A 17,088-nucleotide genomic window follows, 5' to 3' on the forward strand; every position below is an offset into this window, starting at 1 on the left:
CGAGCAGTTCTGGCGTCTCTTTGCCACAATTCAGTCAAGGGCCTGATTGCAGCCATATTGCCCCTCGCTGGTGCATGCAAGGCTATCCCGTAGCGGTCCTGCACAAAGGCTGTGCATTAAAAGCCGGTAATTCCCCAATAATCACCCCTCCCGCCGTTGGCGTGCGACTTGCTATCAGATTGCCATTTGATGTCGCGTATGGTGAAGATAATGTCGCTTTCCAGTGGGTCCATGGAGTTGTCATCGAGTGAAAAGGGCTGGCTGCCCTGGTTCGGTAAAACTGGAAAGCTCAGCATGGGCTGGGCCTGCCACGTCAACCGGTCGAGCTACCCGCAGATCGAGCAAACCTTTGAAGCCATTGCCCAGACCCGCGTGCGTTTGCTGCAGGACTGGGCCCGCGAACAGTGGGAGCACTTGGCTGAACTGGCGGAACAACTGGCGCAAGGGTTCGCGCAACCCGACAGCGCGTTGTTGCGGGACAAGCTGGCGCAGGCCGAAGACTTTTCCGAGCTGTTTGTCGTCGATGCTGCTGGCAGCCTCATCACCTCGACCTGGCCACAACGGGGTACGCCACGTATCGAGCAGACTTCGGCGCTGGCCCAAGGGCTGAAGGCGCCGTTTCTGCATGGTCCCTACAGCGACCCCCTGACCCTGAGCATCGGCCCGTCGTCGTCGCGTTTTCACGACGAAGTCACGCTGATGTTCTATCAGCCCGTGAAGGCCGGCGGCAAAGTCCTTGGCTGCCTGTGCGGTCGTGTACCCAACGATGTTTTGGGCGACCTGATCCAGCGCGAGGCCGGGCATATTTTCGCCGAGTCGGGCGACAACTACCTGTTCATGGCGCAGTCGCGCTTCGACCCGGCCATCCAGCCCGGCACGGCCCTGTCGCGTTCGCGCTTCGAGGACGGCACCTTTACCCATGGCGAGAACCTCAAAAGTGGTGTGCACACGCCTTGGTCCACGGTACAGGTCCAGCGCCATACCGAATTGGAACTGCGCTTCACCGACCCCTCCACCGGCGAACTGCACCCTGGGGTAAGGGAAACCATCCGGCGTGGTGCCAACCTGTTCGTGACCTACCCGGGGTATTCGGACTACCGCCATGTGCCGGTGGTCGGCAAGGGCGTGACCTTTCAGTTGCCGGGCTCGCCCGACCGCTGGGGCATGATGTGCGAAGCCGACCTGGAGGAGGTCTACCGGCGCCGCTCACTGAGCTACGGGTTGATGAAACCCTGTGTGGCGACCATGGCCGGGGTATTCGGCTGCAACTACCTGGTGCAGCACTATGCCGGCCTGTCGCAAGCGCTGAACGATGTCATTCTGGCCTTGAGCATGCTCGGCGCCACGCTGTTGTTCGGGATATTGGGGCCCAGGCGCCTGGCTGCCAGGTTGAATGGCATGAGCGGCGTGCTGCGTACCATCGCCGAGGGTGAAGGCAACCTGCGTCAGCGCCTGGATATCAGCACCCTGGGCAACGACGAGAGCGGCGACATGGCGCGCTGGATCAACAGTTTCATCGACCGCCTGGACGCTGTGGTGGGGCAGGTGGTCAAGGCCAGCCGCACGGTCGGCAGTACCAACCAGATGATGCTTGGGCGCAGCCAGGCGGCCAGCGTGAGCTCCGCCGACGTGGCCGATGCGGTGCACCAGATGATGATCATCATGGAGGAGCAACTTGGCGAACTGCAGCAGGCCTCGGTCAGCGCTGAGCAGATGAAGCAGGCCATGGACGAAGTGGTCAGCCGTGCCCGCGAGCAGTATTTGGCGGTGCAGTCAGGCACCCAATCGATTCGCGATGTGGTGGCGCGTTCGTCTTCCAGTGTGCAGCGCCTTGACAGCCGTATGGTCGAAATCGACAACATCACCGGGTTGATCAGCGACATCACCAACCAGACCAATCTGCTGGCGCTGAATGCCGCCATCGAAGCGGCGCGTGCCGGCGAGCATGGCCGTGGCTTCGCGGTGGTGGCCGACGAGGTGCGCAGCCTGGCCGCGAGAACCGCCCGCGCCGCCGAGGACATCCGCTGCATGGTCGAGAGCCTCCAGGGCGAAACCCGCCAGGCTGTCAGCTTCATGGAGCAGGGTGTTCAGGACGTCGACAACAGCCTGCGCCTTGCCGAAGACGCCTCGTCCGAGAACGTTCAGCTGCACCAGGCAGTGGAAGGCATGTTCGCGATCATCCAGCAGCTCAACCGGCGGAGCGTGGAATACGGCAAGACCATCGAGCAGGTCAACCAGTCCTCCAGCGAGATGCGGCAGACGGCGGTGGTGCTGCAAAGTAGCGCGCAGAAGGTGCGGGTGGATGCTGGCAAGTTGCAGAAACTGGTCGGGCAGTTCGAGGTCAGCGATGATGGCGAACGAGGCGTCGCTGCTTGAGTAACGCACCTGTCCGGCCATCGCCAGTTGAAGATCGCCGTGGGGTTGGTGGGGGTGTTCATCCATCGCCATGCTCACCGGGCATACCCGCACGCCGATGCAGTGGTGCGTGGCGTTGCTGCTGATCAACGTTGGCTGGGGGCAAGCTCACGCCGCTGATCAGCATCTTGTCGATGGGCGCAGTGCCCCTGAAACAGCCACTGCCTGGCTTCATTCAGCCCTTGGCGATGGGCTCCGGCAAGCCTTTGACGCCTGGGTTCAATGCGAATACGCCACCGGCCAGGGGCTGGTCGCTCAGGTCGATGCCTTGCGGGCGAATCGACGTCACGAACAACGTTTCCAGTTGCGGGCCACCGAATGCGCACATGGTAGGTTTCTTCACCGGTAGCGGCAGGGCGCGGTCCAGCTTGCCGTCGGGAGTAAAGCGCAGTACCTGGCCGGCATCGATCGCACAGATCCAGTAGCAACCTTCGGCATCTACCGCAGCCCCATCCGGCCGGCCGGGGTGCTGGTTCATGTCGACGAAGACCCGGCGGTTGTGCGGTCTGCCGCTGTCGATGTCGTAGTCGAAAGCCCAGATCATCTGCACGTTCGGGTGTGAGTCGGAGACGTACATGGTTTTGCCGTCCGGGCTGAACGCCATGCCGTTGGGAACGGATAATGTGCCCAGCCGTGCCTGCAATGGCCCTGCCGTGCCCTCTGCCATCGCGTCATACCGGTACAAGGCACCCACCGGCTCGGCGGCCATGCTGGTTTGCATCGTACCGGCCCAGAAGCGTCCCTGGCGGTCACAGCGCCCGTCATTGAAGCGCATGCCGGGCCTGGCGTGTTCGACACTGGCACGCTTGCCGGCCAGCAGGCGGCCGTCTGCCTGGGGGGTGAGGTGGAAGATCCCGCTCTCCTGGGCCCCCAGCCAATGGCCTTGGTGGCTGCGGGCAATGCAGCCTAGCATTTCGTCTGCGGTCCAGTGCTGGGTCTGGCCGTCCGGTTGCCAGCGGTGCAGGCGGCCTACCGGAATGTCCACCCAGTACAAGGCATGTTCCTGGGGGTGCCAGACCGGGCTCTCGCCCGTGGCATTGCGTGCATCGATAATCAGTTCGGCTGTCATGGAAGCATTCTGCACTCTATCGGGGGTCAGTCGCCAAAAGGTCCGGCAGCGGTGAAGGCGCCACCTTGCAGATGAGCTGTCGGGTCACTCGCGGCAGGTTTCGGCTGCTGCTCCAGTGCCGAGCGGAAGCGTTCGGCACTGTCCTTCGGGTTGAAACCCAGGTGCGCGGCGTAGCGGTTGCTCCACCAAAGGTCGGGGTTGGCGGAGACTCCATACACGACGGTGTGACCAACGTTCTCGGCCAGCAATGCGCGCTCCACCAGGTGTATCAGGTCGCCGTAGCTCAGCCAGGTGGACAGCATGCGCACATTGCGGGGTTCGGGGAAGGAGGAGCCGATACGCAGGCTGACGGTTTCGATGCCGTAGCGGTGGAAGTAGAACGTTGCCAGGTCTTCGCCGTAGGCCTTCGACAGCCCGTAATAGCAGTCCGGCCGGCGCGGCGATTGCGCATCCACTTGTTCGCCCTGGGGGTAAAAGCCGGTGACGTGGTTGGAACTGGCAAAGACCACGCGTTTGATCCCGTGTTTGCGGGCAGCCTCGTAGATGTGGAAGGTACCGATGATGTTCGCTTGCAGGATTTCTTCGAAAGCGCGTTCGGTAGAGATCCCACCCAGGTGCACGATAGCGTCTACACCGTTGGCCAGGGCCAGTACGCCGGCCTTGTCCGCCAGGTCGCAATGGATAACTTCTTCATGCGCGTCCTCGGCCGGTGTCATTGGGCTGATGTCCGATACGCGCACGATGTCGGCGTGTGCTTGCAGTGCTTCGCGAAGCACGTGTCCGAGCCCGCCGGCAGCACCGGTGAGCAGCAGGCGGTTGAAGGGTTTGCGGGTGGTCGTGGTCATTGTGCTGGGGCCTTTTACGGAAATTGCATGAAGGTGCCGTGCAGGAACGACACCGGCATGGGCGGGCGGTAGCCCTTACAGGAAGTTGTACTGGATACCCAGGCGCCAACGGGCCTGGCGATCGTCCGTGTAACTGTTGACCTTGATGTCGCCCACCTCCATGAACGGTGCCCACTGTTTGTTGAGCTTGTACTTGATGATCAGGTTCTGCTCGTAGTCGCGCTTCTTGTTGTCGTAGCGGATGTAGTCGGTGGTGAAGTGGATGTACTGGTATTCGAATGCCCACGGGCCGCTGGGGGTATAGCCGAGCCAGCCTTCAAGGCGGGTGGTGTTCTGGTTGTCCTTGGCGCGATCCGGCTTGCTGTGGTCAATCTGGTCGCGATCGAGGTTGCGTGCGTCGTGGCGCACGCGGGTGGCGACGTACCAGGTGTCGCTGAGCTTGTAGTTGTACTTCAAGCCGAACTTGTAGGTGGTCGCATCCTTGGTGCTGTCCATCTGGAAGGCGGGGGTCCAGGTCGACCGGGGGCTCATCTTGTAGTTGTAGTCCACGGTGAACTCATGGCCGTTGTTGACCATGTTGTCGTAGGCGACGTCTTCGCGGTCGCCGGCAGTCTTGTATTTGATTTCTGCGGCAAACCCCAGGCCGCTGTCCTTGCGGTAACTCAGCTTTATCCGGTCGGAATGAATGCTGTCATCTTCGGTGAACGTGTGCCGGTAGTTGATGCTGGCGGAGTCTGCGCAGGCGTAGAACGACAGGCCGAGCGTACTGGCGGCGATGAGGCGGCGAAGTGTGATGTTCATGCGATCTCTTTTTTTGTTTTTGTTGAGGACGTGATGAGGCGGGTGAGCAAGGTGGTCGAGGTGGTCAGCGCTCCGTGATTTTTAAAATAAGTTATCGTACGACCGTGGAGCTGTCTATGAATTATTGAAATGTTGTCTGATCACCTCGCTTGATAGCTCTATTTGGCTTGTTTCAAGAATGTGTTCGCTTTTCATTCGGGGTCTAATGATTGCTGCAGGCATCATGAACTGGGGGTTTTATCGGGTTTTAATGGGTGCTTTTCAAATGTTGTATGATGACGTAGGATGGCCCCAGAGCGTGACTCACTCGCCACAAATCCAATAAGAAGGCTCAGACGTCCATGATCATTACTGCTGTAACCGTCCAGGTATTTTCCTACCCCACGCGCCGCGCCGTAGACAGCGCCGGCCATGCCCACCCAGGTGATGTGACCCAGGCCAGGATGGCCTTGCTGCGCATCAGGACCGAGTGCGGCAGCGAAGGCTATGCGCTGGGCGCACCCGAGCTCATTCGCCCTTATGTGCTGGATAATTTCGTGCGCAAGGTGCTGGTTGGCGCCAATGCCTTTGACCGCGAAAAAATCTGGCACGACCTGGCGCACTGGCAGCGCGGCAGCGCCAGCCAGCTGACCGACCGTGCCCTGGCGCTGGTCGAGCAGGCGCTGTGGGATTGGGCCGGTCGCAAGCTGAACCTGCCGGTGTACAAGCTGATCGGCGGCTACCGCGACAAGGTGCCGGCCTATGGCTCGACCATGTGCGGCGATGAGCTGCCCGGCGGTCTGTCCACGCCGGAAGAGTACGGTCGTTTCGCCGAAACCCTGGTCAACCGTGGTTACAAGGCGATCAAGCTGCACACCTGGATGCCGCCGGTGTCGTTCGCGCCCAGCGTGAGCATGGACATCAAGGCATGCGCCGCCGTGCGCGAGGCCGTGGGGCCGGACATTGCGCTGATGATCGATGGCTATCACTGGTACAGCCGCACCGAGGCCCTCACTATCGGCCGTGCCCTGGAGAAACTCGATTTCGCCTGGTTCGAAGAGCCGATGATGGAAGACTCCGCCGAGTCCTACGCCTGGCTTTCCGGGCAGCTGGATATCCCGGTGCTAGGCCCGGAAAGCCTCGGCGGCAAGCATCTGAGCCGGGCGAGCTGGGTCAAGAACGATGTGTGCGACATCCTGCGTGCGGGGGTTGCCGGTGTGGGTGGCATTGCACCGTGTCTGAAGGTTGCGCACATGGCCGAATCGTTTGGCATGGATTGCGAGATCCATGGCAACGGCGCCGCCAACCTGGCGGTCGTGGGGGCAATCAAGAACTGCACCTGGTACGAGCGCGGTCTGCTGCACCCCTACCTTGACTACGACGAGGTACCTGCCTATCTCAAGCGTCTGGTCGACCCGATGGACGAAGACGGTTATGTGCACCTGTCGAACTTGCCTGGCCTTGGGGAAGATATCGACTTCGATTACGTCGAAACCAATACGCTGCAAAGCTTCTGATTCGTGCATGGCGGCACGCGTCGCTGCGTGCCGCCCGAGCGTCCAATAACTATAAGAAGGCGATCTCACATGAGCGTTATCCCCACTCTCTGGGCGGGGGTCTTTGCTGCGTCTCTGGCGCTGACCTCGGTACCTGCTGCTTTAGCGAAAACCCCGGCTGATCAGCTGATCGTCGGTATGAGCATGATCAACCTGCTGTCCCTCGACCCTGCGGCGGCCACCGGGCTGGATGTGTCCGAGGTCAATGCCAACCTCTACGACATGCTGCTGGTGCAGGACGTGCGTCAGCCGGACCGGCTGATGCCGGCACTGGCAGAAAGCTGGCGGGTCAGCGATGACCGCAAGACCCTCACGTTCAACCTGCGCAAGGGCGTAACGTTCCAGTCCGGTAACCCGCTAAGTGCCGAGGATGTCGCCTGGTCGCTGCAGCGCGTACTCAAACTTAACCTGGCCTTGGCGTCGACCTGGAAGGCCTACGGGTTTTCTGCGGGCAATGTCGACCAGCACATGCGCGCTGTTGATGACTCAACCTTCGTCATCGAGCTACCACGGCCGACGGATCCGTTGCTGGTGCTGAATACCCTGGCAACTTCGCCCAGCGCATTCATCCTCGACCGCAAGGTGGTGCAGCAGCACCAGAAGGGCGATGACATGGGCAGTGCCTGGCTGGCCACCCACGCAGCGGGTAGCGGGCCGTTCGTACTCAAGGAGTGGCGCGCCAACGATGTCATCCTGATGAACCGTTTTGACGGGTACTGGGGTGGCCCAGCCAAGCTCAAGCGCATCGTCATGCGCAACATGACCGAGTCGCAGTCACTGCGGTTGATGGTGGAGCGGGGCGACCTGGACCTGGCCAAGGGCATGTCCGCGCCAGACATCGAGGCGCTGGAGAAGTCTGACAACGTTCGTACCCAGACCGTCCAGCGCGGAACGTTGTACTACGTGGCCCTGAGCGTGAAGAACAAACCCTACGACGATGTGCGCGTACGCCGGGCGGTTCGTTCGCTGATCGACTATCAAGGCATCAACCAGACCGTGATGCCGCACTATGGCCAGCTCAATCAGCGCCCGCTACCGCTTGGCCTGCCAGCAAGGCTGGATGATCCGGGCTATGCCTTGAACGTGGCCGAAGCGAAAAAACTGCTGGCCGATGCGGGCTACCCCGAGGGCTTCAAGACCACCATCCGCGTGCTCACCGAGCCACCTTTCATCAACATTGCGTCCAGCCTGCAGTCGACCTTGGCCCAGGCCGGTATCAAGGCCACCATCGTCACCGGTACCGGCAACCAGATCTACGGTGCCATGCGTGAGCGCAGCTTTGACATCCTGGTCGGGCGCGGCGGCGGTGGTGCTGAACGGCATCCGCATTCAAGCCTGCGCACCCTGGTTTACAACCCGGACAACCGAGACAAAGCCAAGCTGAGCAACTTCCAGGGCTGGCGTACCTCGTTCTTCAGCCCCGAGCTGAACAACCTGATCGAGCAGGCGGAAGTCGAGCCCGACAAGGCGCAGCAACTGGCCCAGTACCAGCAAATCCAGAGAACCCTGGACGAGCAGGTGGGGGCCATCCTGCCCGTGTCGCAGATGACCGACACCGTGGTGCTCTACCACGATGTGCAGGACTACCAAGGCCATACCGCGGCCACCACCCGTTACAAAGACGTCTACAAGTCGCGCTGAGGTCAAGCCTGCGTGATTGGTGAATGCTTTTTCAGGAGCCTGTTATGTTTGCTTCGACTGCCTCTGTAATGGGTGCCCGTGTATCGGGTACCGCCCGCCGGGCCAGCACGGTGATGGTGACCTTGCTTGGCCTGCTGGCGCTGACGTTCTTCATCGGCCGGGTCATGCCGCTGGACCCGGTGCTGGCGGTAGTTGGCCCGGATGCCGACAGCTCCACCTACGACCAGGTATACCGGGCAATGGGCCTGGACAAACCGATCTGGGCCCAGTTCGGGCTGTACTTGAACGACTTGCTGCACGGTGATTTCGGCAATGCACTGCTCACCGGCCACCCGGTACTCGATGACATCAAGCGGGTGTTCCCGGCCACCATCGAGCTGGCAACGCTGGCGATTCTGTTCGGCGTGCTGATCGGTCTGCCCCTGGGCGTGGTGGCTGCCAGCAATCAGGGGCGGGTCGGCGACCATGTCGCACGGGTCATTACCTTGTTCGGCTATTCCACGCCTATTTTCTGGGTCGGCATGATGGGCCTGCTGGTGTTCTACGCCTGGCTGGGTTGGGCGGGTGGCGCAGGGCGCATCGACCTGGCCTATGACGGCATGGTCGATGAGGTTACCGGCCTGCTGCTGATCGACACGGCGCTGGCGCGTGACTGGGAGGCCTTCACCAGCGCGTTGCGCCATATCGTTCTGCCGGCGTTGATCCTGGGCCTGAACTCGGTGGCCTACATCAGCCGCATGACCCGTAGCTTCATGCTCGAGCAGCTGTCGCAGGAATACATCATCACCGCCAGGGTCAAGGGGCTGTCGCGGCGCCAGGTGGTCTGGAACCACGCGTTCCGCAATATCCTCGTGCAGTTGCTCACGGTGGTCGCCCTGGCCTATGGCTCGTTGCTGGAGGGGGCGGTGCTGATCGAAACCGTGTTTGCCTGGCCTGGCTTCGGCCAATACCTCACCAGTAGCCTGATGCTCGGTGACATGAACGCGGTGATGGGCTGCGTGTTGATCATCGGCCTGATTTTCGTTGCGCTCAACCTGATAAGCGACGCCCTGTACAAGGTGTTCGACCCAAGGACCCGCTAATTCCCGATCAGCGTGAACACATTGAATAACTATAAAAAAGGATGCGCCATGAAGACTGTATTCCCGCCGCTGCGTATGGCTTTGCTGGGCGCAGCGCTGCTGCTTGGCCCGCTCACTGTGGTGCAGGCGAAAACCCCTGGCGACCAGTTGATCGTCGGCATGAGCATGGTCAACCTGTTCTCCATCGACCCGGCCAACGCGCCCGGCCTGGATGCCTCCGGCATCAATGCCAACCTGTACGACACGCTTATCAAGCGCGACCAGGGCAACCCGGACAAGCACCTGCCACAACTGGCTGAACGCTGGGACGTCAGCGAAGACGGCAAGCAGATCACCTTCCACCTGCGCGATGATGTCCTGTTCCATTCCGGCAACCCGCTCACTGCCGAGGATGTGGCCTGGTCACTGTACCGGGTGATGAAGCTCAACTATGGCCTGGCTACCACCTGGAAGGCTTACGGCTACCGTGTCGAAAACATTCAAAAGCTGATCCGTGCGACCGATAGCCATACCTTGGTAATCGACCTGCCGCAGCCGACCGACCCGTTGCTGGTGATCGACTCGCTGGCGGTGTCCCCCAGCGCTGTCGTGGTCGACCGCCAGCAAGTGCTCAAGCATGAGAAGAACGGTGACCTGGGCGCTGCCTGGCTGGTCACCCATGAGGCAGGCAGCGGGCCGTTCACCCTGACCAAGTGGAGCGCCAACGATGCGCTGGTGATGACCCGTTTCGACGGGTACTGGGCAGGCCCGGCGAAGATGAAGCGAGTGCTGGTCCGCCACATGACCGAGTCGCAGTCACTGCGCCTGATGCTCGAACGCGGTGACCTGGACCTGGCCTACGGTATGGCTGCGCCGGATATCAAGGCCATCGAGAGTTCCGACACCCTCCAGGTGCAAGCGTTGCAGCGCGGCACCCTGTACTACGTGGCGATGAGCATGAAGCAGCCGGAGTTTGCCAACCGCAAAGTCCGCGAAGCGGTGCGTAACCTGATCGACTACCAGGGCCTGGACCAGCAGGTGATGCCGCATTACGGCAAGCTCAACCAGCAGCCGATGCAGCTTGGGCTCGAGGCCCGGTTGCCCGACCCGGGCTACAAGCTGGATGTCGCCAAAGCCAAGGCACTGCTGGCAGAGGCGGGCTACCCACAAGGTTTCAATACAACCATTCGCACGCTGTCCGAACCTCCCTTCATTGATATCGCTGCACGTATGCAGTCGACCCTGGCTGAAGGTGGCATCAAGGCCACTATCGTCACCGGTACCGGCAACCAGGTGTATGGCGCCATGCGCGCGCGCAACTTTGAGATGATCGTGGCGCGGGGCGCCGAGCGTTATCCGCACCCGTATTTCAGCCTGCGCACCTTCGTCTACAACCCCGACAACAGTGACAGCGCTGGCCTGCCCAACTTCCAGGGCTGGCGAGCGTCGTTCTTCAGCCCCCCGCTGAATGACCTGATCGACCGGGTGGGGGTCGAGCGCGATGCGGCCAAACGCCTGGCCATGTACCAGCAGGCGCAGAAACTGTACGACGACGAGGTGGGGCCGATCATGATGATTTCGCAGATGACCGACACCGCCGTAAGCGCAGCCGACGTCAAGGGTTTCACTGGCGACGACGCCGAAGCCACCCGCTACCTGGGCGTCTACAAGCAACGTTGAGTACCGCCCGGGGGCTCACGGGTACCCCGAGCGGCCATGACTCCACATCGAGAACTTGCCGATGATTGCCAACATATCTTCTACCGAATCTACCGCCAAGCGGCAGGCCGATGCCCCGGCGTCCAGCCTTGAGGCCCTTGGCAAAAGCAGCCTGCGGGTGTTGCGTCTGCTGGTCCGCAACCCCATGACCCTGGCGGGTTTGCTGGTGGCCTTGCTGCTGGTCGTGGTAGCGGCGTTCGCGCCGTGGATCGCCACCCACGACCCGGTCATCCAGAACCTCGCCAACGCCTTGCAGGCACCCAGTGCCGCGCACTGGTTCGGTACCGACGAATACGGCCGGGATATCTTCAGCCGGCTGGTCTATGGCGCGCGTATCACCCTCTACATCATCGCCCTGGTGACGGTCATCGTCGGCCCGATCGGCCTGTTCATCGGCACGGTATCGGGCTACTTCGGCGGCATTGTCGATACCGTGTTCATGCGTGTCACCGACATTTTCATTTCGTTCCCCAGCCTGGTACTGGCGCTGGCCTTCATCGCCGCATTGGGCCCTGGCCTTGAGCATGCGGTGGTGGCTATTGCGTTAACCTCCTGGCCACCGATCGCACGGCTGGCCCGGGCCGAAACCCTGTCGCTGCGCAAGGCCGACTTCGTGGTGGCGGTCGAACTGCAGGGCGCGTCTTCGACACGCATCATCCTGCGCCATATCGTGCCGATGTGCCTGTCGTCGGTGATCATCCGCCTGACCATGAACATGGCCGGCATCATCCTTACCGCGGCGGCGCTTGGCTTCCTTGGGCTAGGGGCGCAGGCGCCTTTGCCGGAGTGGGGGGCGATGATCTCCACGGGGAGGCGCTACATGCTCGAGTGCTGGTGGCTGGTAGCCGTACCCGGTGCGGCAATCATGCTGGTGAGCCTGGCGTTCAACCTGCTAGGCGATGGCCTGCGGGACATTCTCGACCCGCGTAGCGAGTAACCGGAGGCTTTATGTCAGCAGTCAAACTCAATGTCGAATCGCTCAATGTGCGCTTCGTCAACGGCAAGAAAGTGATGCACGCGGTGCGTGATGTGTCCTTCACCCTGGGCCGGGAAAAGCTCGCCATCGTGGGTGAGTCCGGTTCGGGCAAGTCCACCGTGGGCCGCAGCTTGCTCAAGCTGCACCCCGGCAGCGCGCAGATCACCGCAAAGGCCCTGCAGTTCGGCGATGTCGACCTGCTCGGTGCCAGCGAAAAGACCATGCAGAAAATTCGCGGCCAGCGTATCTCGATGATCATGCAAGACCCCAAGTATTCGCTCAACCCGGTGGTGCGGGTGGGTGACCAGATTGCCGAAGCGTACCTGGCGCACCACAAGGCCAGCCGCAACGACGCCCGTGAGCGGGTGTTGCAGATGCTCGACAAGGTGCATATCCGCGACCCGAAGCGCGTCTACGATCTTTATCCGCATGAGGTGAGCGGCGGCATGGGCCAGCGCATCATGATCGCGATGATGGTCATCACCAGCCCGGAAGTGATCATCGCTGACGAGCCGACCTCGGCGCTGGATGTTTCGGTGCGCCAGCAGGTGCTCAATGTGCTCGAAGAGCTGGTGGTGGAGCAGCAGATGGGGCTGATCTTCGTTAGCCACGACCTGAACCTGGTGCGCAATTACTGTGACCGGGTGCTGGTGATGTACGCCGGGCGCGTGGTGGAGTCGCTGGCTGCCAGTGACCTGCACCGTGCCGAACACCCCTACACCCGAGGCCTGCTGGCCGCTTTGCCAAGCATGGACAACCGCCGCCCGCGTTTGCCCGTGTTGCAACGCGACCCGCTGTGGCTCTCCTGCTGAGGTAACTGACCATGTCCATGATCCAAGCACACGCATTGAACCTGAGCTTTGGCGTTGGCGCCACGCTCAACCAGGTGCTGCACAATGTCGACCTGAGTGTCGAAGATGGCGAGTCATTTGGCCTGGTGGGGGAGTCTGGCTCTGGCAAGACCACGGTGTTGCGCTGCCTGGCCGGCCAGTACCGGCACTGGAGCGGAGCCCTGAGCATTGACGGCGTGCCGTTGCAACACAAGCTCCCCAAGGAGCACTTTCGCAAGGTGCAGATGGTGTTCCAGGACCCCTATGGTTCGCTGCACCCGCGCCATACCATCGACACTGCACTGCGCGAGCCGCTGGTGATCCACAGCATGGATGAGCGCAACGATCGCATCAACGACATCCTCGTCAAGGTAGGCCTCAACGACAGCTACCGTTACCGCTATCCGCACCAGCTGTCCGGTGGCCAGCGTCAGCGCGTGGCTATCGCCCGGGCGTTGATTCTTGAGCCTAGGGTGCTGTTGCTCGATGAGCCCACGTCGGCGCTGGATGTGTCGGTGCAGGCAGAAATTCTCAACCTGTTGTCCGACCTGCGTCAGCGCGAGAAGCTCACCTACCTGATGGTGACGCACGACCTGGGCGTGGTCAGCCATCTGTGCGACAAGGTCGCGGTGATGCAGCAGGGGCGTATCGTCGAGCAACTGGACTGCCGGGCACTGAGCCAGGACCAGGCCACCCACGATTACACACGAATGCTGGTGCAAGCCAGCCGCGACTTCAGTGCAGATCGTGCCCCGGCCATGTCGGCCTGAACCCGGCAATTACAAGGAAGACAAGCACATGCCGAATGCCAACCTTGCGCCCGCTTCGCGGGTGCGTGCTGCCGTGGTCGCCCTGGCCATGGGCAGCAGCTTGCCGCTGTGGGCCGTAGAGGCCCCTGCAAAGGTCCAGGTGCCGACGCTGGCCTACGACGACCGGCAGATCATCCTGGTGTGGGAAAAGCCCGCCAGCCATGCCGAGATCGTCGACTACCACGTGTACGCCAATGGCCGGTTGCTGGGTGCAAGCAACGCCAACAACGAGCAGGTGTCACCGGCCAAACCGTACATCGACCGGTTCTACGGGCAGGACCTGCACAACTTCCACCACCGCATCGCCATTCACAGCTTCACCGCCCAAGGGCTTGCCCCCGATACCGAGTACCACTTCACCGTGCGCTCGGTCGATCGCAATGGCAAGGAGTCTGCTGACAGCCCCGTGGTTGTGCAGCGAACCACGGCCATACCGGCGCTGTTCAACGTGCAGCGCTACGGTGCCAAGGGCGATGGCAAGGCGCTCGACACGACTGCCATTCAGCGTGCCATCGATGCTTGCAGCAAGGGCTGCAAGGTATTGCTGCCTGCCGGCACGTACAAGAGCGGGGCGCTCTACCTCAAGAGCGACATGACCCTGGAAATCGCCGAGGGCGCTACCCTGTTAGGTTCCGAGCGTGCCGAGGACTACCCGCGCCAGGGCTATATCCAGTACCCGTATTCCACCACCGTGCGTCCGGCCTCGCTGATCAATGCCTTGCCGCGCGACCCGCGTGCGCATCAGGCCTTCGAGAATATCCGCATCGTCGGCAAGGGCACCATCGACGGCAATGGCTGGAAGCGTAACCCGGATGTGCTCGACGAGCGCGGGCAAGCCTTGCCTTTCTACCTGCCCAGCGACAACAGCCGCTACATGCACGATGGCGTGCTGGCCAAGGCTCAGGTGGAGCGGGCGGTGGCCGAAGGCATGAACGTCAAGGACGCCTACGGTCAGATGCGTTCCTCGCTGATTACCCTGCGCAATGTGAAAAACGTGTTCTATGGTGGCTTCACGGTGGTCAACCCGGCCTACCACGGCATCATGAACCTGGAGACGCAGAATGTGGTGCTGGCTAACACCACGCACCGTACCTACGACGCCAACAACGGTGACGGTATCGAGTTTGCCAACAGCCGCGGCGCCCTGGTGTTCAACAACTTCTTCGACACCGGAGACGACTGCGTCAACTTCGCCGCCGGCACCGGGGCGGATGCGGTTCACCAGAAGGCGCAGGAGGAGGCCTGGATCTTCAACAACTATTTCCGCAAAGGCCATGGCATGGTCGTGGCGGGCAGCCATACCGGCGCGTGGATTCAGAACATCCTGGCCGAGGACAACGTCTCCGATGGCACCGATGCCGGGCTGCGCATGAAAAGCACCAACTTCATGGGCGGCGGCGCACGTCACGTCACTTTCCGTGATTCGGCCATCCGCAACACGGCAAAACAGGCCTTCATCTTCACCCTGGATTACAACGACCCGAATGCCAAGCTCGATTACAAGCGCTCGGCGGTGGCGGGGCAATTCCGGGATATCACAGTCAGCGACGTAAGCGTGGAAAACGCCCGCACCGCTGCCATCGAGGTGAAGGGCGATAGCAGCCATGGCGCCTGGCATCAGGGCTTGGTGTTTGAACGAGTGCGCTTTCGCGGGCCAGCCCCGGTGAAGATCGATGGCCTGAAGGACTCGCGTTTCGACGGGCTTCGCTTCACTGACACCGGGGGTGCCAACCCTTGGCAGGTGCAGGGCAGCCAAGGGCTTGTCTATACGGACGTAGAGCCCGCGCCGGGGCCTCAGGCCTCGCTGTAGAATGCCTGTAGCCGTTGCGCCTCACGCAGGCGCATACGGCTGTTGCTCAGGTGCAGGTACATGGCGGCGCGCGCCGCATCCACCTGGCGGCTGGCGATGGCGTCGAAGATCTGCTGATGTTCGGCGTTGATACCGGCCAGGTAGGTACTTCGGTTGCTCTGCCCGGTATAGGCAGAGTTCATGCGTGTGCGGGGGATCATCTTGGTGCCCAGGTGCTTCATGATATCGATCAGGTACTGGTTACCCGCGGCCTTGGCAATTTTCAGGTGGAACTGAAAGTCGGCGTTGGTCGTGCTGCCGGATTTTTCCGGGCCTTGCATCAGGGCTTCCAAGGCTTGCTGCAGTTCTTCGAGTGCCTGTGGCGTGGCCCGTTCGGCGGCCATGCCGGCGGCTTGCACTTCAAGGCTTAGGCGGTATTCCAGCAGGTCGAGCACATCGGACAGCAGGCTGATGGTTGCCGGCCCCACGTTGAAGCTCTCCGGTGCCGGCATGTCCAGCACGAAGGTGCCCACGCCGTGGCGGGTCTCGACCAGGCCCGCTGCCTGCATGCGCGACAACGCTTCGCGTACTACCGAGCGGCTGACGCCTTCGGTTTCGATCAGTGTGGCTTCGGTCGGCAGCTTGTCACCACGCTTGAGCGTGCCCTCACGCATGCGTTGGGCGAAGCGCTCGACCAGTGCTTCGGCCAGGCGGCGAGGCTGTTGAGGGGGGCTGGCGGTCGGGTTCGGCATTACTGTGCTCTTGTGTTGGCAGCGGGCAGTATAGTGCGTTTTGGCCCCGGGCAGCGGGTATACTCCGGGATCTTCCGCTTAGCAAAGGTTCGCCCAATGGCTTCTGCCACCCCGGAAAAACGCCTGAATCTCGCCCAGCAACTGGTGCATGACCTGTCGCAGCAGATTCTCTCGGGCGAATTGCCAGCGGGAAGCAAATTGCCCACCGAAGAAGCCGTGACCAAAGCGCGTGGCGTAAGCCGTACCGTGGTGCGCGAAGCCATGTCACGGTTGCAGGCCGAAGGCCTGGTAGAAACCCGTCGTGGTATCGGCACCTTCGTTGTAGACGCCATCCCGGCAGGTGACTTCCAGAGTGCCAGCCCTGGAATGGGGGGCGCATACAACGAGGTGGCGATCATCGAGCTGCGGCTTTGCCTTGAAGTCGAGGCGGCTGCCATTGCTGCCCAGCGTGCCACCCCAGAGCAACTGGCTGCCATGCGGGCGGCGCTGGATGGGAGTGTCGCTACGCAGTCTGCACCCTGCATGCGTACCGACTTCGAGTTTCACCTGCAGATAGCCCAATGCACGGGCAACAGCTTTTTCATCGACACCATGACCCATCTTGGGCATACCTTGTTGGCTGCGGCCCAGCAAGCAGTGCCAGGTGGCGATGCCGAGCAACGGGCACTGGAGGCGCGGGAGCGTGAGCAAGTGCATGCCGCGATTACCGGCAAGGATGCCGGTGCTGCCCGCGCTGCCATGCGGCTGCACTTGGTCAACTGCCTGACACGCGCCCAGCGAGCGGTCAGCGAATGTCCGAAAACAGATCGAACATCAATTTGCAAGACGACCTGAACCGGGCCAGTT

Annotated in this window: 15 protein-coding genes; 10 read left to right on the forward strand and 5 right to left on the reverse strand. The window is 61.8% G+C overall.

Going from position 1 to position 17,088, the window contains the following annotated elements; genetic code table 11:
• Positions 1-116 precede the first annotated feature (116 nt).
• On the reverse strand, positions 117-296 hold the full coding sequence (locus tag E8E68_RS12720) for a hypothetical protein (RefSeq protein WP_266033999.1): 180 nt from the start codon (positions 294-296) through the stop codon (positions 117-119).
• Here E8E68_RS12720 and E8E68_RS12725 point away from each other — a divergent pair.
• On the forward strand, positions 211-2,376 hold the full coding sequence (locus E8E68_RS12725) for a methyl-accepting chemotaxis protein (RefSeq protein ID WP_266033971.1): 2,166 nt from the start codon (positions 211-213) through the stop codon (positions 2,374-2,376). The two genes, E8E68_RS12720 and E8E68_RS12725, sit on opposite strands and share 86 nt — an antisense overlap.
• Before the next feature lie 214 nt (positions 2,377-2,590).
• On the opposite strand, the gene E8E68_RS12730 is transcribed toward E8E68_RS12725, so the two are convergent.
• The 3 genes from E8E68_RS12730 to E8E68_RS12740 form a co-directional block, all read right to left on the reverse strand.
• The gene (locus tag E8E68_RS12730) at positions 2,591-3,484 is read right to left on the reverse strand and encodes an SMP-30/gluconolactonase/LRE family protein (protein WP_280341916.1); all 894 of its coding nucleotides are present in this window, start codon (positions 3,482-3,484) and stop codon (positions 2,591-2,593) included.
• Between the two features lie 26 nt (positions 3,485-3,510).
• Positions 3,511-4,329: an NAD(P)-dependent oxidoreductase gene (locus E8E68_RS12735; RefSeq protein WP_266033966.1), complete on the reverse strand. Its 819-nt coding sequence runs from the start codon at positions 4,327-4,329 to the stop codon at positions 3,511-3,513.
• A 75-nt stretch (positions 4,330-4,404) separates the two neighbouring features.
• Entirely contained in the window at positions 4,405-5,130 is a 726-nt protein-coding gene (locus tag E8E68_RS12740) for an oligogalacturonate-specific porin KdgM family protein (protein WP_012051859.1), read from the reverse strand.
• 341 nt (positions 5,131-5,471) lie between these two features.
• Between E8E68_RS12740 and E8E68_RS12745 the strand changes: the two genes are divergently transcribed.
• The 8 genes from E8E68_RS12745 to E8E68_RS12780 all read left to right on the forward strand — a co-directional run bounded on the left by E8E68_RS12745 (position 5,472) and on the right by E8E68_RS12780 (position 15,511).
• Positions 5,472-6,626: a mandelate racemase family protein gene (locus E8E68_RS12745; RefSeq protein ID WP_266033963.1), complete on the forward strand. Its 1,155-nt coding sequence runs from the start codon at positions 5,472-5,474 to the stop codon at positions 6,624-6,626.
• 69 nt (positions 6,627-6,695) lie between these two features.
• Positions 6,696-8,306: an ABC transporter substrate-binding protein gene (locus E8E68_RS12750; protein ID WP_280341923.1), complete on the forward strand. Its 1,611-nt coding sequence runs from the start codon at positions 6,696-6,698 to the stop codon at positions 8,304-8,306.
• Positions 8,307-8,350: 44 nt separating this feature from the next.
• The gene (locus tag E8E68_RS12755; RefSeq protein ID WP_280341926.1) at positions 8,351-9,388 is read left to right on the forward strand and encodes an ABC transporter permease; all 1,038 of its coding nucleotides are present in this window, start codon (positions 8,351-8,353) and stop codon (positions 9,386-9,388) included.
• Positions 9,389-9,436: 48 nt separating this feature from the next.
• Complete coding sequence (locus E8E68_RS12760; protein WP_266033959.1) at positions 9,437-11,047, forward strand: ABC transporter substrate-binding protein; 1,611 nt, start codon at positions 9,437-9,439, stop codon at positions 11,045-11,047.
• Positions 11,048-11,108: 61 nt separating this feature from the next.
• Positions 11,109-12,023 carry an ABC transporter permease gene (locus E8E68_RS12765; protein WP_012051864.1) on the forward strand — a complete coding sequence of 305 codons (915 nt, stop codon included), beginning with the start codon at positions 11,109-11,111 and terminating at the stop codon, positions 12,021-12,023.
• An 11-nt stretch (positions 12,024-12,034) separates the two neighbouring features.
• Positions 12,035-12,874, forward strand: coding sequence for an ABC transporter ATP-binding protein (locus tag E8E68_RS12770; protein ID WP_266033956.1), 840 nt, complete (start codon positions 12,035-12,037; stop codon positions 12,872-12,874).
• Between the two features lie 11 nt (positions 12,875-12,885).
• On the forward strand, positions 12,886-13,662 hold the full coding sequence (locus E8E68_RS12775; protein ID WP_266033954.1) for an ABC transporter ATP-binding protein: 777 nt from the start codon (positions 12,886-12,888) through the stop codon (positions 13,660-13,662).
• Between the two features lie 28 nt (positions 13,663-13,690).
• A complete protein-coding gene (locus tag E8E68_RS12780; protein ID WP_280341931.1) occupies positions 13,691-15,511 on the forward strand; it encodes a glycoside hydrolase family 28 protein in 1,821 nt (606 codons plus the stop codon).
• On the opposite strand, the gene E8E68_RS12785 is transcribed toward E8E68_RS12780, so the two are convergent.
• Positions 15,496-16,242 (reverse strand): FadR/GntR family transcriptional regulator, encoded by a 747-nt coding sequence (locus E8E68_RS12785; RefSeq protein WP_280341934.1) that lies wholly within the window; start codon positions 16,240-16,242, stop codon positions 15,496-15,498. The genes E8E68_RS12780 and E8E68_RS12785 overlap by 16 nt on opposite strands.
• A gap of 96 nt (positions 16,243-16,338) precedes the next feature.
• On the opposite strand from E8E68_RS12785, the gene E8E68_RS12790 reads away from it, so the two are divergent.
• Positions 16,339-17,076 carry a FadR/GntR family transcriptional regulator gene (locus E8E68_RS12790; RefSeq protein WP_280341937.1) on the forward strand — a complete coding sequence of 246 codons (738 nt, stop codon included), beginning with the start codon at positions 16,339-16,341 and terminating at the stop codon, positions 17,074-17,076.
• Positions 17,077-17,088: the final 12 nt, after the last annotated feature.

The organism is Pseudomonas sp. BN607, from assembly GCF_029871175.1.
In the GTDB taxonomy this organism is placed as follows: Bacteria; Pseudomonadota; Gammaproteobacteria; order Pseudomonadales; family Pseudomonadaceae; genus Aquipseudomonas.